Below are 19,021 nucleotides of genomic sequence, written 5' to 3'. Positions count from 1 at the left end.
GCCCGCGCATGACCCTGCTCCGCCTTCTCGGCCACTACCTGCGGCCGCACTGGCGCCCGATCGCGCTGGTGGTCGTGTTCCAGCTCGTGCAGTCGGTGGCCTCGCTCTACCTGCCCACGCTGAACGCCGACATCATCGACCAGGGCGTGGCCCGGGGCGACACCGCCTACATCCTCTCGACCGGGCTCTGGATGCTGGGCATCACCGTGGTGCAGGTGGCCGCCGCCATCACGGCCGTCTACTTCGGCGCGAAGGTGGCCATGGCCCTCGGGCGCGATCTGCGCGGCGCCATCTTCCACCGGGTGAGCTCGTTCAGCGAGCGGGAGGTGTCGCAGTTCGGCGCCCCCTCGCTCATCACCCGCTCGACGAACGACGTGCAGCAGGTGCAGATGCTCGCGCTGATGACGTTCACGCTGCTCGTGTCGGCTCCCATCCTGGCCGTCGGCGGTGTGGTGCTGGCGCTGCAGCAGGATCTCGAGCTCTCCTGGATCATCGCCGTCAGCGTGCCCGTGCTGCTCGTGGCGCTCGGCACCATCATCGTGCGGATGGTGCCGCAGTTCCGGCGCATGCAGGTGCGCATCGACACCGTCAACCGGGTGCTGCGCGAGCAGCTCACGGGCATCCGGGTGGTGCGGGCGTTCGTGCGCGAGGGCATCGAGACCGAGCGGTTCGCCGAGGCCAACCGGGCGGTCACCGATTCGGCGCTGCGAGCCGGCCGGCTGATGGCGCTGATGTTCCCGACGGTCATGCTCATCCTGAACGTGTCGAGCGTGGCCGTGATCTGGTTCGGCGCCTTCCGGATCGACGAGGGATCGATGCAGGTGGGCACGCTCATCGCGTTCCTCAGCTACCTGGTGCAGATCCTGATGGCGGTGATGATGGCCACCTTCATGGCCATGATGATCCCGCGCGCGTCGGTCTGCGCCGACCGCATCACCGAGGTGCTCGACACCGAGAGCTCGGTGCGGGTGCCGTCGAACCCGGTGCACGAGCTGCGGTCGCACGGCACGATCGAGCTGCGCGGAGCATCCTTCGCCTACCCCGGCGCCGAGCAGCCCGTGCTGCGCGACCTCGACCTGCTCGTCGAACCCGGCCGCACGCTCGCGGTGATCGGGTCGACCGGTGCCGGCAAGACCACGCTGGTGAACCTGCTGCCGCGCCTGTTCGACGCCACGGCCGGCGAGGTGCTGGTCGACGGCGTCGACGTGCGCGAGCTCGACCCGGATGTGCTCTGGTCGCTGATCGGCCTGGTTCCGCAGAAGCCCTACCTGTTCTCGGGCACCGTCGCCTCGAACCTGCGCTACGGCAAGCCGGACGCCACCGACGACGAACTCTGGCACGCCCTCGAGGTGGCCCAGGCCGCCGACTTCGTGCGGGCCATGGACGGACAGCTCGACGCCCCCGTGGCGCAGGGCGGCACCACGGTCTCAGGCGGCCAGCGTCAGCGGCTGGCCATCGCGCGGGCCCTGGTGAAACGGCCCGAGATCTACGTGTTCGACGACTCGTTCTCGGCCCTCGACCTGACCACGGATGCGCGGCTGAGAGCGGCGCTCAAGGCCGATGTGAGGGGCGCCACCCTGGTGATCGTGGCACAGCGGGTGTCGACCATCGTCGACGCCGACCAGATCATCGTGCTGGAGGACGGCGCCATCGTGGGCCGGGGCACCCACGAGCAGCTGCTGGAGACCTCGGAGACGTATGCCGAGATCGTGTCGTCGCAGCTCACCGCGGAGGAGGCGGCATGAGCGGCGGCAGCAAGAACGCCGGCAGCAAGAACGCCGGCACCGGTGCGGGCGGCGCTCCGCCCCGCGGCCCCGTCCGTCGCGGCGGCCCCGGCGGCGGCGGCCCCTTCGGCGGCCCCGGCCTGCCCGCCGAGAAGTCGATGACGTTCGGACCGAGCGCGAAACGCCTGATCGGCCGGCTCGCGCCGCATCGCATCCCGGTTCTGGTGGTGATCGTGCTCGGCGTCATCAGTGTGGTCGCGACCGTGCTGGGCCCGTGGTTGCTCGGGCAGGGCACCAACCTCATCTTCGCGGGGGCGTTCGGCAGCCAGCTGCCGGCCGGGTCGACGAAGGAGCAGGTGATCGAGGGGCTGCGCGCGAGCGGGCAGAACTCCCAGGCCGACCTGCTCTCGGGCATCGATCTGGTGCCCGGCCAGGGCATCGACTTCGACCGGCTCGCCATGGTGCTCGGCACCGTGCTGGTGCTCTACGTGGCCGCGTCGATCTTCTCCTGGGTGCAGGGCCGGCTGCTCAACACCATCGTGCAGCGCACCACCTACTCCCTGCGCGAGGAGGTGGAGACGAAGATCAACAAGCTCCCCCTGGGCTACTTCGACCGGATGCCGCGGGGCGAGCTGCTCAGCCGCGTCACCAACGACATGGACAACGTGGCCCAGAGCCTGCAGCAGACGCTCTCGCAGCTGCTCACGAGCATCCTGACCGTGCTGGGCATCCTCGTGATGATGTTCGTCACCTCGCCGTTGCTCGCCGTCATCTCGCTGGTCACCATCCCGCTCACCGTCGTGATCACCGCCGTGATCGCGAAGCGGTCGCAGAAGCTGTTCGTCGCCCAGTGGGCCACCACCGGCCAGCTGAACGCCCAGGTGGAGGAGAACTTCACCGGCCACGCCCTCGTGAAGGTGTTCGGCCGGCAGCGCGAGACCGAGGCGGCCTTCACCGCCAAGAACGACGAGCTCTACCGGGCCGGCTTCGGCGCGCAGTTCGTGTCGGGCATCATCATGCCCGCGATGATGTTCGTGGGAAACCTGATCTACGTGGTGATCGCGGTGGTGGGCGGGCTGCAGGTGGCGATGGGCGCGCTCAGCATCGGCTCGGTGCAGGCCTTCATCCAGTACTCGCGCCAGTTCACCCAGCCGCTCACACAGCTCGGCTCGATGGTGAACCTGCTGCAGTCGGGCGTGGCCTCGGCCGAGCGCGTGTTCGAGCTGCTCGACGCCGACGAGCAGATTCCGGATGCGGCACCCGCCGACTCCCCCGCCGAGTCACGCGGCCGGCTCGTGTTCGACGACGTCTCGTTCCGCTACCTGCCCGACAAGCCGCTGATCGAGCACCTCTCCCTCGTCGCGGAGCCCGGGCAGACGGTGGCCATCGTGGGGCCCACCGGTGCCGGGAAGACCACGCTGGTGAACCTGATCATGCGCTTCTACGAACTCGACGGCGGCCGCATCACGCTCGACGGCGTCGACATCGCGCGGATGACCCGGCACGACCTGCGCTCCCGCACCGGCATGGTGCTGCAGGACACCTGGCTCTTCGGCGGCACCATCCGCGACAACATCGCGTACGGCCGCCCGGCTGCTTCGGAGCTGGAGATCCTCGAAGCGGCCCGCGCCACCTACGTCGACCGCTTCGTGCACTCCCTGCCCGAGGGCTACGACACGGTTCTCGACGACGAGGCGTCGAACGTGAGCGCCGGCGAGAAGCAGCTGCTCACCATCGCCCGGGCCTTCCTGGCCAAGCCCAGCGTGCTCATCCTCGACGAGGCCACCTCCTCGGTCGACACCCGCACCGAGCAGCTCGTGCAGAAGGCCATGTCGGCGTTGCGGGCCGACCGCACGAGCTTCGTGATCGCGCACCGGCTGTCGACCATCCGCGACGCCGACCTCATCCTGGTGATGGAGTCGGGCTCGATCGTGGAGCAGGGCTCCCACGCCGAGCTGCTCGCCGCCGGCGGGGCGTACGCCGCGCTGTACGAGGCACAGTTCGCGGCCGCCTCGGAGTAGGCGCTCCGGAATGATTCGGCGGGGTCGGACGCCATAGTGGTCGCCGACCCGCCCGAATCATTCCGGACGCGTCACCAGTTCCCCGGGGCGTAGTCCTTCAGGAACACGCCGAACAGGTCTTCTCCAGCCTCACCGCGCACGATCGGGTCGTACACGCGGGCGGCGCCATCGACCAGGTCGAGGGGGGCGTGGAAGCCCTCCTCGGCAAGCCGCACCTTGGTGGGGTGGGGACGCTCGTCGGTGATCCATCCGGTGTCGACGCTCGTCATGAGGATGCGGTCGCTCTCGAACATCTCGCGCGAGCTCGTGCGGGTGAGCATGTTCACCGCCGCCTTCGCCATGTTGGTGTGCGGATGCCCCGGCCCCTTGTATCCGCGCCCGAACACGCCCTCCATGGCGCTCACGTTCACCACGTAACGGCGGCGGGCCTCGCTCGCGGCGAGCGCCGGCCGCAGCCGCGAGATCAGGATGAACGGGGCCGTGGTGTTCGCGAGCTGAACCTCGAGCATCTCGAGCGGGTCGACCTCCTCCACGCGCTGGGTCCAGGAGTTGATGTCGTGCAGGTCGGGAACGAGCCCGCCGGCGTCGATGGCCGTACCCGCCGCGTGCCGCGCGAGCGAGCTCGACCCGGCGGCGAGGGCCTGGGCGGTGAGCTCGTCGGCCTTCGCCGCGGCCGCCGCGAGAATCGGATGCGCGCTCACCGACTGGGCGAGCGACTGCGGATGCCGGTCGTTGGTGTGCCCGAACGTCACCAGCTCGGGCAGCGGCCCGTCGGGCAGCGGCGCCAGCTCGGCGTCGACCAGGGGCTGGTAGGCACCGGGCGAACGCCGCACGGTCTGTGTGGCGTTGTTGATCAGGATGTCGAGCGGACCGGCGGCGGCCTCGGCGAGCCCGATCACCTGAGCGGGATCGCGGAGGTCGATGCCCACGACGGTGAGTCGATGGATCCACTCCGCCGAGTCGGGCAGGCTCGTGAACCGGCGTACCGCATCGCGCGGGAAACGGGTGGTGATGGTGGTGTGCGCGCCATCCCGCAGCAGTCGCAGCGCGATGTGCATGCCGATCTTCGCGCGGCCGCCGGTGAGCAGCGCACGCCGGCCCGTGAGGTCGGTGCGCGCTTCCCGTTTGGCGTGGCTGAGGGCGGCGCAGGACGGGCAGAGCTGGTGGTAGAAGGCGTCCACGAGCGTGTAGGGCTGCTTGCAGATGTAGCACTTGCGCGCTTTGAGCAGGGTGCCCGCGGTGGGAGCCGTGGTGGCGCTGCGGATCGGCATCCCGCGCGTCTCGTCGTCGATGCGATCGGGGGCCCCTGTGGCGGTGGCGGCCACCACGCCGCGGTCGGCCTCGGCGATCTCGGCCCGGATCTCCCGCCGGCGCTTCTGCTTCACCGCCTTGAACATCCTGGCGGTGGCGTGGCGCATGGTGACGAAGTCGGGGTGCTCCTCGTCGAGCTGCACCATCTGCTTCAGCACCTTGAGCGCCACGGCGAGCTCGGCGGGGTCGATGGGCGACGCGGCGGGTTCGGGCGCAGCAGCGTCGGTCGCGGCGGGGTCGGTCTCGGAGGGCACAGCAGATTCTACGTGCTGGCGGTCGCTCCCAAGCTAGGGCGTGTGCAGTTCGTACGCCGACACGGTGGCGCAATCGGCCCCGAAGGTGAAGTCTCCGAGCACCCGGCTCCCCGCGAGCACACCGGGCAGCCAGTACTTCGCGTCGTCCCACATCGCGTCGAGCGGCAGGTCGTCGAGCGGGTACCAGGCGGGTGACACCTCGTCGGACTCCTCCGGCTCGCCGGTGAAGCGCGAGCCCACGAAGACCGTCGAGTCCTGGCTCCAATTCTCTCGGAACGGGAACGCGAACTTCACCAACCCCATCTCGGTGAGATCGGCCGGTTCGACGAGGAGACCCGACTCCTCCTCGATCTCGCGCACGATCGCCTCGAGCGCGGTCTCGCCCGCCTCGATCTTGCCGCCCAGCCCCACCACATTGCCGGAGCCCAGACCGGTCTTCTTGCGACCGAGCAGCACCTCGGTGCGGCCGTCGGCGCCGGTGCGCGTGAGGAACGCGACGCAGACCTGGTAGGGCGAGACGGGAGACACCCGTGGATCGTATCCCGACCATGTGTTCGGGATGTTTCGGGCGTACCGTTGAGGTATGAGCACCTTCATCGATCCCCTCGAGCCCGAGTCGTTCGAGCACAACGGCCAGAAGCCCGAAGTCGACGAGAGCGACGTCGACGAGTCGGCTGTGCGCGCCGACGTCGACGAGAGCGACGCCACCGACACCGCGAAAGCAGCGGACGACGAGAGGGACTCGTTCGACGAGAACCTCGAGACCGAGTTCAAGGAGTTCGTCGGCGAGGCCACCCCCGCTGACGGCCCCTCACCGGCGGGCTGACGTCACGGCGACACCGCTCGACCGCCTCCTCGATGCACGTGCCGTGGCGCGCGCCGACATCGACGAGCTGACGGCCACGATGGCGGCCCTCCGCACCATGCGCGAGTCGTCGCCCGACGACGACGAGCACGACCCGGAGGGGCCGACCCTGTCGAGTGAGTGGTCGCGCATCCGGGGCCTGCTGCTGGCCGCCGAACTGCGACTCGGCGAGACCGAGGCCGCTCTCGCCCGCGTCGACGACGGCAGCTACGGCACCTGCCTGGTCTGCGGCCTGCCGATCGCACCGGCGCGCCTCGACGCCCGCCCCACAGCATCCCTCTGCGTCACCTGCGCCTCGACCCTCTAGGCACCCCCGCGGGGGTGGGGCTAGGCGCGGGAGTCGGGGGCGTCGCCGCCGAGCTCCCAGGGCAGAGGGCCCTCCAGCTCCACCGGCTCCTCCGGCGGCGCGTCGAATCCGCCGGGGCGCTGCACCCGCCCGAAGATGCCCATCTGGTTGCTCTTCGGGCGAGCGGATGCGGCCGACTCGTGCTCCGCATCCGTCTCGCCACCGGCCCGCCGCCCGAAGTACCGGTCGCGCAGTCGCTGGTTGAAGCTCCGGTGCTCGTCGCCCTCGCTTTCGCCTTCCGCCGTCTTCACGTCGTCGTTCACTCCGACCGCCCGAGGTGCTTCAGCATGCGGGTGTTGCCGAGCGTGTTCGGCTTCACGCGGGCGAGGTCGAGGAACTCGGCCACGCCCTCATCCGGAGACCGCACGAGCTCGGCGTAGACCTCGGGCTCCACCAGCGCCAGCGGAGACGCCGTGTAGCCGTTGCGTTCGAAGAACCCCACCTCGAAGGTGAGGCAGAACAGCCGCGAGAGCCCGAGGTCGAGGGCGTCGGCCTCGAGCTGCTGCAGCAGGGCGCGGCCCACGCCGCGGCCGAGGTGGTCGTCGTGCACGGCGAGGGTGCGCACCTCGCCCAGATCCTCCCAGAACACGTGCAGGGCGCCGCAGCCGATGGGCGTGCCGTCGGCGTCTTCGGCGATGCGGAACTCCTGCACCGCCTCGTAGAACACCACCGCGTCCTTGCCGAGCAGGATTCGTCGCTGCACCAGGGGCTCCACGAGGCTCTGGATCCACGGGACGTCACTGGTGCGCGCCCGCCGCACGGTCACGGGCGTCTTACTCGAACTCATCAGCCCATCGTATCCGCGCCCCACCCCACCCCCACCCCACCCCTCCGCCCCTCGAGCCGTCGCAGATCGCCCTTTGGGTGCTCTCAGAGGGCGATCTGCGACGGCTCGAGGGGAGCGGGGATGGGATGGGGGTGGGATGAGGGCGGGGCGGGGACGACGAAGGGCCGGGCACCGTGCGGTACCCGGCCCTTCGAGGGACTGCTAGTCGAGGTCGCCGAGGGCGGCAGCCGCCGCAGCGGCCGACGCCGTGGCGTCTGCTCCGGCGCCGATGGCGACCGGTACGCGCGACGTGGTCACGAAGGTGAACGCGCCGTTCTCGAAGTCGACGTGCACGTGGTCGCCGGCGTTCAGGTCACCCTGCAGGATGCGCTCCGACAGCTGGTCTTCGACCTCGTGCTGCATCGCGCGACGCAGCGGCCGGGCACCCAGCGAGGGGTCGAAGCCGACCTCGATCAGGCGCTCCTTCGCCGCGAGCGTGAGCTCGATGGTGAGGTCGCGATCCAGCAGACGGTCGCGGAGGCGCTTGATGAACAGATCGACGATCTGCAGCAGCTCCACCTTGTCCAGCTGCGGGAACACGATGGTGTCGTCGACGCGGTTGAGGAACTCCGGCTTGAAGTTCTTCTTCAGCTCCTCCGAGACCTTGCCCTTCATCCGCTCGTAGGAGGTCGCGGTGTTGCCGGTGGCCTGGAAGCCGATCGGCGCACCCGTGATGTCCTTGGTGCCGAGGTTGGTGGTCATGATGATGACGGTGTTCTTGAAGTCGACCACGCGACCCTGGCCATCGGTCAGACGTCCCTCCTCCAGCACCTGGAGCAGCGAGTTGAAGATGTCGGGGTGCGCCTTCTCGATCTCATCGAACAGCACCACGGAGAAGGGCTTGCGGCGCACCTTCTCGGTGAGCTGGCCACCCTCTTCGAAGCCGACGAACCCGGGAGGGGCACCGAACAGCCGCGAGACGGTGTGCTTCTCGCCGTACTCCGACATGTCGAGCGAGATCAGCGCGTTCTCGTCGTCGAACAGGAACTCGGCCAGCGCCTTGGCGAGCTCGGTCTTACCGACCCCCGTGGGGCCGGCGAAGATGAACGAGCCCGAGGGGCGCTTCGGGTCTTTCAGGCCCGCACGCGTACGACGGATGGTGCGCGACAGGGCGGCGATGGCCTCGTTCTGGCCGATGACCCGCTGGTGCAGGGCCTTCTCCATGAACACGAGGCGAGCCGACTCCTCCTCCGTGAGCTTGAACACCGGAATGCCCGTGGCCTGAGCCAGCACCTCGGCGATGAGCCCCTCGTCGACGATGCCCGACGTCTGCACGTCTCCGGCCTTCCACTGCTTCTCGAGGCGAAGACGCTCACCGAGCAGGTTCTTCTCCTCGTCACGGAGCGAAGCGGCCTTCTCGAAGTCCTGATCCTCGATCGCGGCCTCCTTCTGGCCACGCACGGCGGCGATGCGCTCGTCGAACTCGCGCAGCTCCGGCGGGGCCGAGAGGATCGACAGACGCAGGCGGGCGCCCGCTTCGTCGATCAGGTCGATCGCCTTGTCGGGCAGGAAGCGATCCTGCACGTAGCGGTCGGCGAGGTTCGCAGCGGCGACGATGGCGCCATCCGTGATCGACACCTTGTGGAACGCCTCGTACTTGTCGCGCAGCCCCTTGAGGATGTTGATCGCGTGGGGCAGCGACGGCTCAGCCACCTGGATGGGCTGGAACCGGCGCTCGAGCGCGGCATCCTTCTCGAAGTGCTTGCGGTACTCGTCGAGCGTGGTGGCGCCGATGGTCTGCAGCTCACCGCGGGCGAGCAGCGGCTTGAGGATCGAGGCCGCGTCGATGGCACCCTCAGCGGCACCGGCGCCCACGAGGGTGTGGATCTCGTCGATGAAGGTGATGATGTCGCCGCGGGTGCGGATCTCCTTGGTGACCTTCTTCAGACGCTCCTCGAAGTCACCGCGGTAACGGCTGCCGGCGATGAGCGAACCCAGGTCGAGCGTGTAGAGCTGCTTGTCCTTCAGCGTCTCGGGCACGTCGCCGCGCACGATGGCCTGGGCGAGGCCCTCGACCACGGCGGTCTTGCCGACGCCGGGCTCACCGATCAGCACGGGGTTGTTCTTCGAGCGGCGCGAGAGGATCTGCATGACCCGCTCGATCTCCTTCTCGCGACCGATCACGGGGTCGAGCTTGTTGTCGCGCGCGGCCTGCGTGAGGTTGCGCCCGAACTGGTCGAGGATCTGCGATCCCTTGTCGGGGGCCTGGTCGTTTCCGCCGACCGCGACCTGCTCCTTGCCCTGGTAGCCGCTCAGCAGCTGGATGACCTGCTGGCGCACCCGGTTGAGGTCGGCGCCCAGCTTCACGAGCACCTGGGCGGCGACGCCCTCGCCCTCGCGGATGAGCCCGAGCAGGATGTGCTCGGTGCCGATGTAGTTGTGGCCGAGCTGCAGCGCCTCGCGCAGCGAGAGCTCGAGCACCTTCTTCGCTCGCGGCGTGAAGGGGATGTGCCCGGTGGGCTGCTGCTGGCCCTGGCCGATGATGTCCTGAACCTGCTCGCGAACCGCATCCAGCGAGATGTTGAGCGACTCGAGCGCCTTCGCGGCGACCCCTTCGCCCTCGTGGATGAGCCCGAGCAGGATGTGCTCGGTGCCGATGTAGTTGTGGTTGAGCATCTTGGCTTCTTCTTGCGCCAAGACGACGACACGACGGGCTCGGTCGGTGAATCTCTCAAACATGTCTGTCTCCTTGATCGCCAGGGCCGGTGGATGGCGACCGATATCAAGAGACTAACCAGGGGGCGGGGGCCAGACAGCCCCTGTTCGCCGTGGGCGTGACGGTGCGACGTAGGATGACCGCGTGAGCAACCTCGAGCGCCGCCCCGACGAGACCTGGGCCGCCTGCGAGACGACCATCGAGGCGGGAGCTCCCACCCCGCCCGAGATCGTGACCGCTCGCGAGGTGCCGCTCGGCGGCCCCCGCGCCATGACCGTGCACCGCACCCTGCCGAGCAAGCAGCGCACCATGATCGGCGCCTGGTGCTTCGCCGACCACTACGGGCCGTCGCCGGTGTCGGAGACGGGAGGCATGGTCGTGCCCCCGCATCCGCACACCGGCCTGCAGACCGTGAGCTGGCTGTTCGAAGGCGAGATCGAACACCGCGACAGCGTGGGCAGCCACGCGTTCGTGCGGCCCGGCGAGCTCAACCTGATGACCGCGGGGCGGGGCATCTCGCATTCCGAGGTGTCGACACCGGCCACCACCGTGCTGCACGGGGTTCAGCTCTGGGTGGCGCTGCCCGAGGCCTCGCGCCAGACCGAGCCCTTCTTCGAGAACCACCGGGCGTCGCGCGTGGTGGTTCAGGATGCCGCCATCAGCGTGTTCGTCGGCTCGCTCGCCGGCGTCGGTGTGCCCGCCACCACGTTCACCCCCCTGGTGGCCGCCGAGATCTCGCTCCCGGCGGGCGGCGTCGTCGACCTGCCGGTCGAGCCGTCGTTCGAGCACGGCGTGCTGGTGGATGCGGGGCCCGTGTCGGTCGACGGCATCACCGCGACCCGTACCGAGCTGGTGCACCTCGGCGTCGGGCGCGACACCGTCGCGCTCCGGGCGGGCGACGAGCCCGTGCGGCTGGTGCTGATCGGCGGCGAACCGCTGGGCGAGAAGATCCTGATGTGGTGGAACTTCGTCGGCCGCAGCCACGACGAGGTGGTGGCCTACCGCGCGTCCTGGCAACGCGAGTCGGGGGCGGCGGAACCCGACGGCTCGGTACCGGAGGTCGCGTCGGCCGACGCCGACGCGCATCCCGACGCCCGCCCCCGCTTCGGCGCCAGCGACCACCACTTCGCCGGCTCACCCCTGCCGGCCCCGGTGCTCCCGGGCGTTCGCCTGCAGCCCCGCCCCTGACGCTGGCACACCGACCGTGAGTGAGTTATCCTCACGGAATGTCATCTTCTCTTCCGGACTCATCCGTGTGGTTGCCGACGAGCATGAAGTACAGAGTCAGCGTCGTGCTGCGAACCGTCTTGCCACTGACGATCATCGCGATCGTCATCATCGGCGCGACGTCGGTCGCTCCGATGTTCGTTCCTGATCTGAGGCTCGCTTTCGGTTATGTACCCGTGGCCGCCACGGGTCTCATCGGGATCGCCGTGCTGACCAGCCTGGCGACCATTGTTCGAGCCTGGACGATCCGCTATCAGCTCGGCGAAACCGAGATCCGGTTTCGGAGCGGGATCCTGACCCGCACGGCGATCTCCCTGCCCTACGCACGGGTTCAGACCGTGACCACGCACAATGGCGTCATCGAGCGGTTGCTGAACATCACGAATCTCGTGTGTCAGTCGGCAGCCGATCAGAGCAACATCACCATCCCCGGCCTCGACGAACCGGCCGCCGATCGACTTCGCGTGGTCGTGCTCGAGCGTGCCCGAGCTGCCTCGTCGACACCGAACAGTCTGTGACGCGGGCTACTGCAGGCCGGAGGTGAGGCGGGCCAGGCTGTCGAGGATGGTGGAGCGCAGCGGCTGCTTGTGCCACTCGTCGAGCGTGAGCTCGCGGCTCACCGCGCGGTAGCCGTCTTCGACCGCCCGCATCGCCGTGACGAACTCGCGGCCGCGCACCATCAGCGACACCTCCATGTTCAGGCTGAAGGAGCGCATGTCCATGTTGCTCGAGCCGATCACCGCCACCTCGTCGTCGATGGTGAAGTGCTTCGCGTGCAGGATGTAGGGCGCCTGGTACATGTAGATGCGCACCCCGGCTCGCAGCAGCACCTCGTAGTAGGAGCGCTGAGCGTGGTAGACCAGCGCCTGGTCGCCGATCTCCGACACGAACAGGTCGACGGCCACTCCCCGCTGCACCGCGGTGGTGATGGCGTAGAGCATCGCGTCGTCGGGCACGAAGTACGGGCTCGTGATGACGATGCGCTCCTGCGCGTTGTAGAGCAGCGCGAGAAAGAGGCGCAGGTTGTTCTCACCGTCGAACCCGGGGCCCGACGGAACCACCTGCATGTCGAGGGCATCCGGTTCGTCTTCGATGATGTCGTCGGTGATGGCCCGGGTCTCGCGCAGCAGCAGCTCGTTCGACTCGCTGTACCAGTCGGTGATGAAGATGGCGTTGATGCCGGCCACGATGGGGCCCTCGAGCCTGGTCATCAGGTCTTGCCACATCAGGCCGCGGCGCAGGTTGCCCTTCTTGTTGTAGCTGCGGTCGACCACGTTCTGCGAGCCCATGTAGGCCACCTCGCCGTCGAGCACGAGGATCTTGCGGTGGTTGCGCAGGTCGGGGCGCTGCCAGCGGCCCTTGAGGGGCTGCACCGGCAGCATGAAGTGCCACTTCACGCCGATGCGGTTGAGCATCTTCACGGTCGCCTTGTGGCCGGGCGCGCGAACGGATGCGATGTGGTCCAGCAGCACGCGAACGGTCACGCCGCGCTTCACGGCCGCTTCGAGCGCCTCGAAGAACGGCTTGGTGGTGTGGTCGTAGGAGAGGATGTAGAACTCGGCGTGCACATAGCGCCGCGCCTGGGCGATGTCGGCCGTCATCTGGCGGATGCTGTCGTCGTAATCGCCCACGAGCGTGGCGGTGTTGCCGCCCACGAGGGGCATCGCGCCGAGGGTCCGGTTGAGCTCCACCACGTTCTTGAACCACGGCGGCCACGGGGCGTCGGCGCTCACCCGCTCGATGCCCTCGGTGGTCTCGACGATGAACTCGTTGATGGCGTGCTGCTTGTCGCGTCGCGATTTGGGGAGCTTGTAGCTGCCGATGAGCAGGAACAGCAGGAAGCCCACGTACGGCAGCACGAAGATGGCCATCAGCCAGGCGATCGCCGTCGACGGCCGGCGGTTGCGCGGCACCACGATGATGGAGCCGATGCGGATGGCGAGATCGATCAGGAGGAGAAGGAGCGCGACGATGACCGCGACGTCTCCACCAGACAATGCGGCCTCCTACGGTCTGCCCTGAGACATACCGTAGCGGTAAGGCGAGCTACTCTGCGGACGCCTTGGCCGGTGGCAGGCCGAGCTTCGCACGCTCTTCAGCCTCGACCTTGGCGAGGGCCCGGCGCTCCGACTTGTCGGCCCGCAGCACGGCACGCATGATGAACCAGAACACCAGCCCGATCAGAACGGTCGGTGCGAGTGCGGAGAGCGCGGGCCAGAGGATGTCCATCTGGTTCAGGATACCCGCTGCGCCTGTGCTCAGTGCGTGAGGATGCCGAAGAGGCCGGAGCCCAGCAGGTACACGCCGACGCCGCCCACGATCACCCAGATGGCGATGCGCGTGGGGGTGGGCTTGTTCGGGTTGCCGCTGCCGTCGCCCTTTCCGCCCTCGTTGTTCTCGCGCTCGCTCTTGCCGGGCTCGAGCGGATCGTTCTTCTTGCCGCCGAACATGCTCATGCCGGACTCCTTCGTTGGGTGGTGCGGGCTTCTGATGGTGCGGGGCTACTTGACCAGGGGGAACAGGATGGTCTCGCGGATGCCGAGGCCGGTGAGGGCCATCAGCAGGCGGTCGATGCCCATCCCCATGCCACCCGAGGGGGGCATGCCGAACTCGAGTGCGCGCAGGAACTCCTCGTCGAGGCGCATGGCCTCCACATCGCCCGCGGCACCCTGCTTCGCCTGCTCGACGAAGCGTTCGCGCTGGATCACCGGGTCGACGAGCTCGGAGTAGCCGGTGGCCAGCTCGAAGCCGTTGATGTAGAGGTCCCACTTCTCCACGACCCCGGGGATGGAGCGGTGGGCGCGGGTGAGCGGGCTCGTCTCCACCGGGAAGTCCATCACGAAGGTGGGGCGGGTGAGGGAGCCCTTGACGAAGTGCTCCCACAGCTCCTCCACGAGCTTGCCGTGGTTGGCCAGGTGCACCTCGACGCCCTCACGGTCGGCCAGCTGCTGGAGCTCGGCCACCGGGGTCTCGGGCGTGATGACGGTGCCCGCCGCCTGGCTCAGCGACTCGTACATGCTGATGCGGTCCCACTGGCCGCCGAGGTCGTACTCGGTGCCGTCGGCCCAGGTCACCACGTGCGACCCGGCCACCGCGAGGGCCGCGTTCTGGATGAGCGTCTGCGTGAGCTCGGCGATGCTGGTGTAGTCGCCGTAGCTCTCGTAGGCCTCGAGCATCGCGAACTCGGGCGAGTGCGAGGAGTCGGCGCCCTCGTTGCGGAAGTTGCGGTTGATCTCGAACACGCGGTCGATGCCACCCACCACGGCCCGCTTGAGGAAGAGCTCGGGCGCGATGCGCAGGAAGAGCTCGGTGTCGAACGCGTTGGAGTGGGTGACGAAGGGGCGGGCCGCGGCGCCGCCGTGGATCGTCTGCAGCATGGGGGTCTCGACCTCGAGGAACTCGCGGTCGGCGAAGGTCTTGCGCAGCGACGCGTTGGCGAGGGCCCGGGTGCGCACCATCTGACGGGCCTCGTCGCGCACGATCAGGTCGAGGTAGCGGCTGCGCATCCGGGTCTCCTCGGAGAGCTCGGTGTGCAGGTTGGGCAGCGGCAGCACGGCCTTCGACGCGATCTGCCAGGAGGTGACCATGACGCTGAGCTCGCCGCGGCGGGAGGAGATGACCTCGCCGGCCACGAACAAGTGGTCACCGAGGTCGACGAGCTCCTTGAAGGCGGCGAGCGACTCCTCGCCGACGGCGGCGAGCGAGATCATGGCCTGGATGCGGCTGCCGTCGCCGGACTGGAGCGACACGAAGCAGAGCTTGCCCGTGTTGCGCAGGTGCACGACGCGGCCGGCGATGCCGACCGTCTCGCCGCTCTGCTCGTCGGCCGCGAGGTGGCCCCACTTCTGGCGCACGGCGGGGATGGTGGTGGTGACCGGCACGCTCACGGGGTAGGCCTCGGCACCCGACTCGATCAGGCGCTCGCGCTTGGCCAGGCGCACGGCCTTCTGCTCGCTCACCTCGTCGGCGGCGGCCTGGGTGGCCGCGTCGTCGGTCTGCGCGGCGGCGTCGGGTGCGGCAGCGTCGAGGGCGGCGGCGTCGGGTGCGGCAGCGGCAGGTGCGGCGGGCGTGGACGGCGTGCGGGCGTCAGTCATGCGGAACGGATCTCCTCGGAAGTCGCCCTCAGTTTACCGGGCGCGCACCACCCGGCCGCCGGGGTGCCGAGCCGGCGCATCCGTACCCGTCGCCGCCCGGGTCAGCGCCCGAGGTAGATGGGGGCGTTGTCGATCAGGCGGGTGTCGCCGACGCGAGCCGCCACGATCACGCGCGCCTTGCCGGTGTAGTCGTCGTCGACCGGGAGGAAGGTGTCGGGGTGCACGACCGCGAGGTAGTCGACGGCCACGAGCTGCTCACCCATCGCGGCCGACTGGGCGGCGGCGAGCACGGCGTCGATCCCGCGGTCGGACGCGGAGGCGGCCGCCTCGAGCACGTGCGGCAGCGTGAGGGCGGCCCGTCGCTCGGCGGCGTCGAGGAAGCGGTTGCGGCTGGACAGCGCGAGGCCGTCGTGGTCGCGCACCGTCTCGACCTCCTCCACCGCGACCGGCAGGTCGAGGTCGGCCACCATGCGCCGCACCAGGAAGATCTGCTGCGCGTCCTTCTGGCCGAAGAGCACGACCTGCGGGCCCACCGAGTTGATCAGCTTGGCGACCACGGTGAGCATCCCGTCGAAGTGACCGGGGCGGCTGCGGCCCTCGAACCGGGAGCCGAGGCTTCCGGCGACCACCCGCGTCGCGATCTCGCCGTTCGGGTAGAGCTCGGCGGTGTCGGGGGCGAACACGATGTCGGCCCCGCGGCCGGTGAGGGTGCGGAGGTCGGCGGGCAGGTCGCGCGGATAGCGCTCGAGGTCGGCCGGGTCGGTGAACTGCAGCGGGTTGACGAAGATCGACACCACCACGATGTCGGCGAGCTCGGCCGCACGCTCGACAAGGGCGAGGTGCCCGGCGTGCAGGGCGCCCATGGTGGGCACCAGGGCGACGCGGGGGCGGTAGCCAGAGGGCTCGTCGTCGGCACGACGGCGGCCGACGGCCGACTCGACGGCGGCGCGCACCTCGGCCACCGTGGTGGCGACGAGCGGCTGACCGGTGGCCGTCAGGTCGGTGATCGTGGCGTCGGATGCGGCATCGGTCACCGGTGGTACTCCCTCGCTTGCGGCGCCTGCCTCGCAGAGCGCCACGACGATGGTACCCGCGTTCGCGCACCCCGGGCGCCGCTCGGGGCTCAGGGCTGGCGCACGGATGCCGGGTGCCGGGCTGCTCACGGGCGCGGTGCCGGCCAGCCGTGCCCGAAGCCACGCCATCCGGATGCCGCCGGCCCCCAGCGCCGCCGGCCGGGTCAGAGCGGGGGCAGGGCACCGCCCGCACGAGCCAGGGCGTTCTCGACCGCCGAGCGCACGAGGGGGGCGAGCACCCGGCCCGGAGCGTCGACCCCGATAGCCTCGAGGATGCCGGCCGCCTGGTCGACGATGGCGGTGGAGAACGTGGTGGCCGTCTCGATGGCCTCGGCGTAGGCCGGACGGTCGGCCTCGGCCACCACCACGGGTTCGCCACCCATCTCCACCACCAGCGCCTGGGCGATCGGCAGCACCGGGGTGGGCGCCGTGACCGCGAAGTGGGTGCCGGCGAGCCGGGCGAGGTCGACCGAGGTTCCGGTGAACGACATGGCCGGGTGCACGGCGAGCGGGATGACGCCGGCCGAGCGGGCGGGCGCGAACACGTCGACGCCGTACTCCGCTGCGGTGTGCAGCACGAGCTGCCCCGCCTGCCAGGTGCCGGTCTCGGCGAGCCCCGCGATGAGCGTCGGCAGCTCGCTCGACGGAACGGCGAGCACCACGAGCTCGCTGCGCTCGACCAGCTCGGGGATGGTGAGCACGGGCACGCCCGGCAGCATGGCGTCGGCGCGTTCGAGGCTGTCGAGGGAGATGGCCGACACGCCCACGAGCGCGTGGCCGGCCCCCGCCAGGGCGGCTCCGAGCACCGGGCCCACCCTCCCGGCGCCGATGATGCCGACGCCCAGGCGTCCGGTGCGGTCGGAAGGTCTCATCGGTCGGCCTCGTTCGTGGGTGGGGGCGTGGGTGGGGGCGGGGGCGGGGGTGGGAATTCGGTGGCGGCAGCCGCGACCGGATGCCCGGACGGCGGTGCCCAGTGCGGCGGGCTCGCGGCGGGCTTCTTGGCCCAGCGCTGCGTGGGGTCGGCCGCCCCCGCGGCGGCCACCAGGCGCGCCCAGTCGTCGAAGGCCGCGATCCCCTCGGCGCGGTCGACGGCCGGCACGGTGGCGCGCACCGGGCCCGCGACGGTGTGCACGGTCAAGGAGACGAGGTCGAGCATCCGGAGCAGCGGGCCCTGATCGATCTTGAGGCTCTGCACGCGCGCCAGCGGAACGATCGACAGGTGCCGCCAGATGAATCCCGAGCGCAGCAGCACCGCGTCGTCGGTGAGGGCGAATCCGGTGCGTCGCCACGAGAGCGGGCGGATGGGCCAGGCCCGGCGAGGTGCATCGGTGAAGCCCTGCCCCGAACGCGCGGTGAGCCCGGCCACCACGATGTCGCGGGTGCTGAGGTGGCCGGCCGACGGAGACTCCTCGAGACGAGGATCCGAGGCGTCCTGGGCCGGGGCGAGACCCGGCAGGAGGAGGCCCAGCACCACGCGCACGTCGGCCAGGGTGCCGACCGGGAGCATCGTGGTGCTGGTCTGTGCCGCGCCCTCCCCCGCCGCGCCCGCGCGGTTGATGCGGATGGCCCACCAGCCCGCCGGCCGCCAGAGCAGCGGCTGACTCACCTCCACGGCGTGGATGCGCCCCGGCGGCAGGGTGTCGTTGCTCGTCGAGAGCAGGCCGAAGCCCACGCGCACGCCGTCGGGGGTGCCCGCGATGCTGTAGCGCAGCGACTTCGTGAAGCGGTTGAAGTAGAAGCCCACGGCCGCCGCGGCGCCGGGCACGAGCAGGATGACGAACAGCTCCCGCCGCCCCATCAGCGAACCCGACACCAGCAGAGCGCCCACCACGAGCAGCACCACGGTGACCCCGCTCAGCACGAGCGAGCCGATCAGACGGCCCGGCGGGATCTTCACGACCGACTCGGGAGCGGCCAGCGCCGGGTCGAGTTCGGGCGCGAGCAGCTCGCGCATCCGCTGGTTGACGAGGCCGGGGGCCGCCGCGAGTTCGGTGGCGCCGGGGAGCGGGGGCGTCGCGCCGGTCTGCTCCGCGCGGGCGAGCTGCGCTCCCGAGGCCAGCAGCAGCACGTCGCGGCGCAGCGAGTCGGCCTGGGCGCTGCCGAGGTACGCGAGCTCGACCTTCGCGTCCTGCCCGGCCACGCTCACCTCGAGCCGGGCGGCGCCGAACAGGCGCGCGAAGAACGGCCGAGCGATCGACACGCCCTGGATGCGGTCGAGCCGCGCCCGGCGGTGGGTGCGGAAGAGCACGCCGCTGCGCACCTCGACCACGTCGTCGCCCACCCGGAAGGTGTGCAGGCGCCACGAGACGGAGAAGCTGACCACGCCGATCACCAGGGCGGCCACCACGATCAGCGAGATCCAGCCGATCTGGCCGCGCTCGTAGGCGGTCTGCAGCGGGTCGCCCGGCAGCTCGGGCGCCCCGAACACCCAGTCGACCAGACGCTCGCGGAAGTTGGCCAGCACGAAGCCGAGGATGGCGATGAGCACGATCCCACCGCGCAGGAGGGGCGTGGCCGGATGAAGGCGGTGCCACTCTCCGTCGGTGAGCACCCTCCCACCCCGGGGTCCCGCGGCCGAAGGCGACGCGGCCGGGTCGCCGGGGCCGGGCGCCCCCGAGTCCGGG

General features: G+C 70.0%; 18 protein-coding genes. 6 read left to right on the top strand and 12 right to left on the bottom strand.

The window, feature by feature from the left end; translation table 11 throughout:
• The first annotated feature begins 8 nt into the window (after positions 1-8).
• On the top strand, positions 9-1,745 hold the full coding sequence (locus ACEXOR_RS02580) for an ABC transporter ATP-binding protein (RefSeq protein WP_374847835.1): 1,737 nt from the start codon (positions 9-11) through the stop codon (positions 1,743-1,745).
• On the top strand, positions 1,742-3,745 hold the full coding sequence (locus ACEXOR_RS02575) for an ABC transporter ATP-binding protein (protein ID WP_374847834.1): 2,004 nt from the start codon (positions 1,742-1,744) through the stop codon (positions 3,743-3,745). The genes ACEXOR_RS02580 and ACEXOR_RS02575 overlap by 4 nt, the downstream gene beginning before the upstream one ends.
• A 71-nt stretch (positions 3,746-3,816) precedes the next feature.
• Here ACEXOR_RS02575 and ACEXOR_RS02570 read toward each other — a convergent pair whose 3' ends face one another.
• Together ACEXOR_RS02570 and ACEXOR_RS02565 are read right to left on the bottom strand one after the other, a co-directional pair.
• Positions 3,817-5,310 (bottom strand): SDR family NAD(P)-dependent oxidoreductase, encoded by a 1,494-nt coding sequence (locus ACEXOR_RS02570; protein WP_374847833.1) that lies wholly within the window; start codon positions 5,308-5,310, stop codon positions 3,817-3,819.
• A 33-nt stretch (positions 5,311-5,343) separates the two neighbouring features.
• On the bottom strand, positions 5,344-5,838 hold the full coding sequence (locus ACEXOR_RS02565) for an 8-oxo-dGTP diphosphatase (RefSeq protein WP_374847832.1): 495 nt from the start codon (positions 5,836-5,838) through the stop codon (positions 5,344-5,346).
• A 55-nt stretch (positions 5,839-5,893) separates the two neighbouring features.
• Between ACEXOR_RS02565 and ACEXOR_RS02560 the strand changes: the two genes are divergently transcribed.
• Positions 5,894-6,136 carry a hypothetical protein gene (locus ACEXOR_RS02560; RefSeq protein ID WP_374847831.1) on the top strand — a complete coding sequence of 81 codons (243 nt, stop codon included), beginning with the start codon at positions 5,894-5,896 and terminating at the stop codon, positions 6,134-6,136.
• 43 nt (positions 6,137-6,179) lie between these two features.
• Positions 6,180-6,482, top strand: coding sequence for a TraR/DksA family transcriptional regulator (locus ACEXOR_RS02555; RefSeq protein WP_374847830.1), 303 nt, complete (start codon positions 6,180-6,182; stop codon positions 6,480-6,482).
• 20 nt (positions 6,483-6,502) lie between these two features.
• Here ACEXOR_RS02555 and ACEXOR_RS02550 read toward each other — a convergent pair whose 3' ends face one another.
• From ACEXOR_RS02550 to ACEXOR_RS02540, 3 genes are all read right to left on the bottom strand, one after another.
• Positions 6,503-6,784 (bottom strand): hypothetical protein, encoded by a 282-nt coding sequence (locus ACEXOR_RS02550; RefSeq protein WP_374847829.1) that lies wholly within the window; start codon positions 6,782-6,784, stop codon positions 6,503-6,505.
• The gene (locus ACEXOR_RS02545; RefSeq protein ID WP_374847828.1) at positions 6,781-7,308 is read right to left on the bottom strand and encodes an amino-acid N-acetyltransferase; all 528 of its coding nucleotides are present in this window, start codon (positions 7,306-7,308) and stop codon (positions 6,781-6,783) included. Before ACEXOR_RS02545 ends, ACEXOR_RS02550 begins: the two co-directional genes overlap by 4 nt.
• A gap of 201 nt (positions 7,309-7,509) precedes the next feature.
• A complete protein-coding gene (locus tag ACEXOR_RS02540) occupies positions 7,510-10,026 on the bottom strand; it encodes an ATP-dependent Clp protease ATP-binding subunit (protein ID WP_374847827.1) in 2,517 nt (838 codons plus the stop codon).
• Positions 10,027-10,147: 121 nt separating this feature from the next.
• Between ACEXOR_RS02540 and ACEXOR_RS02535 the strand changes: the two genes are divergently transcribed.
• Positions 10,148-11,191, top strand: a complete 1,044-nt coding sequence (locus ACEXOR_RS02535; protein WP_374847826.1) for a pirin family protein — start codon at positions 10,148-10,150, stop codon at positions 11,189-11,191.
• Positions 11,192-11,295: 104 nt separating this feature from the next.
• Complete coding sequence (locus tag ACEXOR_RS02530; protein ID WP_374847825.1) at positions 11,296-11,748, top strand: PH domain-containing protein; 453 nt, start codon at positions 11,296-11,298, stop codon at positions 11,746-11,748.
• Positions 11,749-11,754: 6 nt separating this feature from the next.
• Here the strand turns inward: ACEXOR_RS02530 and cls are convergent, their stop codons facing one another.
• The 7 genes from cls to ACEXOR_RS02495 all read right to left on the bottom strand — a co-directional run bounded on the left by cls (position 11,755) and on the right by ACEXOR_RS02495 (position 18,948).
• Positions 11,755-13,227, bottom strand: a complete 1,473-nt coding sequence (gene cls, locus ACEXOR_RS02525; RefSeq protein WP_374847824.1) for a cardiolipin synthase — start codon at positions 13,225-13,227, stop codon at positions 11,755-11,757.
• Between the two features lie 49 nt (positions 13,228-13,276).
• On the bottom strand, positions 13,277-13,459 hold the full coding sequence (locus ACEXOR_RS02520; RefSeq protein WP_374847823.1) for a hypothetical protein: 183 nt from the start codon (positions 13,457-13,459) through the stop codon (positions 13,277-13,279).
• Positions 13,460-13,488: 29 nt separating this feature from the next.
• A complete protein-coding gene (locus ACEXOR_RS02515; protein ID WP_374847822.1) occupies positions 13,489-13,686 on the bottom strand; it encodes a hypothetical protein in 198 nt (65 codons plus the stop codon).
• Between the two features lie 45 nt (positions 13,687-13,731).
• Entirely contained in the window at positions 13,732-15,324 is a 1,593-nt protein-coding gene (gene lysS / locus ACEXOR_RS02510; protein ID WP_374847821.1) for a lysine--tRNA ligase, read from the bottom strand.
• A gap of 101 nt (positions 15,325-15,425) precedes the next feature.
• Positions 15,426-16,358 carry a pantoate--beta-alanine ligase gene (panC, locus tag ACEXOR_RS02505; protein ID WP_374847820.1) on the bottom strand — a complete coding sequence of 311 codons (933 nt, stop codon included), beginning with the start codon at positions 16,356-16,358 and terminating at the stop codon, positions 15,426-15,428.
• A 203-nt stretch (positions 16,359-16,561) separates the two neighbouring features.
• A complete protein-coding gene (locus tag ACEXOR_RS02500; RefSeq protein ID WP_374847819.1) occupies positions 16,562-17,269 on the bottom strand; it encodes a Rossmann-like and DUF2520 domain-containing protein in 708 nt (235 codons plus the stop codon).
• Entirely contained in the window at positions 17,266-18,948 is a 1,683-nt protein-coding gene (locus ACEXOR_RS02495) for a PH domain-containing protein (protein WP_374847818.1), read from the bottom strand. Before ACEXOR_RS02495 ends, ACEXOR_RS02500 begins: the two co-directional genes overlap by 4 nt.
• Between the last annotated feature and the right edge of the window lie 73 nt (positions 18,949-19,021).

This window comes from Herbiconiux liangxiaofengii, from assembly GCF_041927335.1.
Lineage (GTDB): Bacteria > Actinomycetota > Actinomycetes > Actinomycetales > Microbacteriaceae > Herbiconiux > Herbiconiux liangxiaofengii.
The sequence above is the reverse complement of the archived record's forward strand: the minus strand, read 5'-3'. Positions and strand labels throughout refer to the sequence as shown.

What these genes read in the sequence shown, in the direction of transcription:
- ACEXOR_RS02520 (WP_374847823.1), bottom strand. Translation starts at nt 13,459, where the DNA reads ATGGACATCCTCTGGCCCGCGCTCTCCGCACTCGCACCGACCGTTCTG.
- ACEXOR_RS02500 (WP_374847819.1), bottom strand. Translation starts at nt 17,269, where the DNA reads ATGAGACCTTCCGACCGCACCGGACGCCTGGGCGTCGGCATCATCGGC.
- ACEXOR_RS02515 (WP_374847822.1), bottom strand. Translation starts at nt 13,686, where the DNA reads ATGAGCATGTTCGGCGGCAAGAAGAACGATCCGCTCGAGCCCGGCAAG.
- ACEXOR_RS02545 (WP_374847828.1), bottom strand. Translation starts at nt 7,308, where the DNA reads ATGAGTTCGAGTAAGACGCCCGTGACCGTGCGGCGGGCGCGCACCAGT.
- ACEXOR_RS02560 (WP_374847831.1), top strand. Translation starts at nt 5,894, where the DNA reads ATGAGCACCTTCATCGATCCCCTCGAGCCCGAGTCGTTCGAGCACAAC.
- ACEXOR_RS02580 (WP_374847835.1), top strand. Translation starts at nt 9, where the DNA reads ATGACCCTGCTCCGCCTTCTCGGCCACTACCTGCGGCCGCACTGGCGC.
- lysS (WP_374847821.1), bottom strand. Translation starts at nt 15,324, where the DNA reads ATGACTGACGCCCGCACGCCGTCCACGCCCGCCGCACCTGCCGCTGCC.
- ACEXOR_RS02540 (WP_374847827.1), bottom strand. Translation starts at nt 10,026, where the DNA reads ATGTTTGAGAGATTCACCGACCGAGCCCGTCGTGTCGTCGTCTTGGCG.
- ACEXOR_RS02575 (WP_374847834.1), top strand. Translation starts at nt 1,742, where the DNA reads ATGAGCGGCGGCAGCAAGAACGCCGGCAGCAAGAACGCCGGCACCGGT.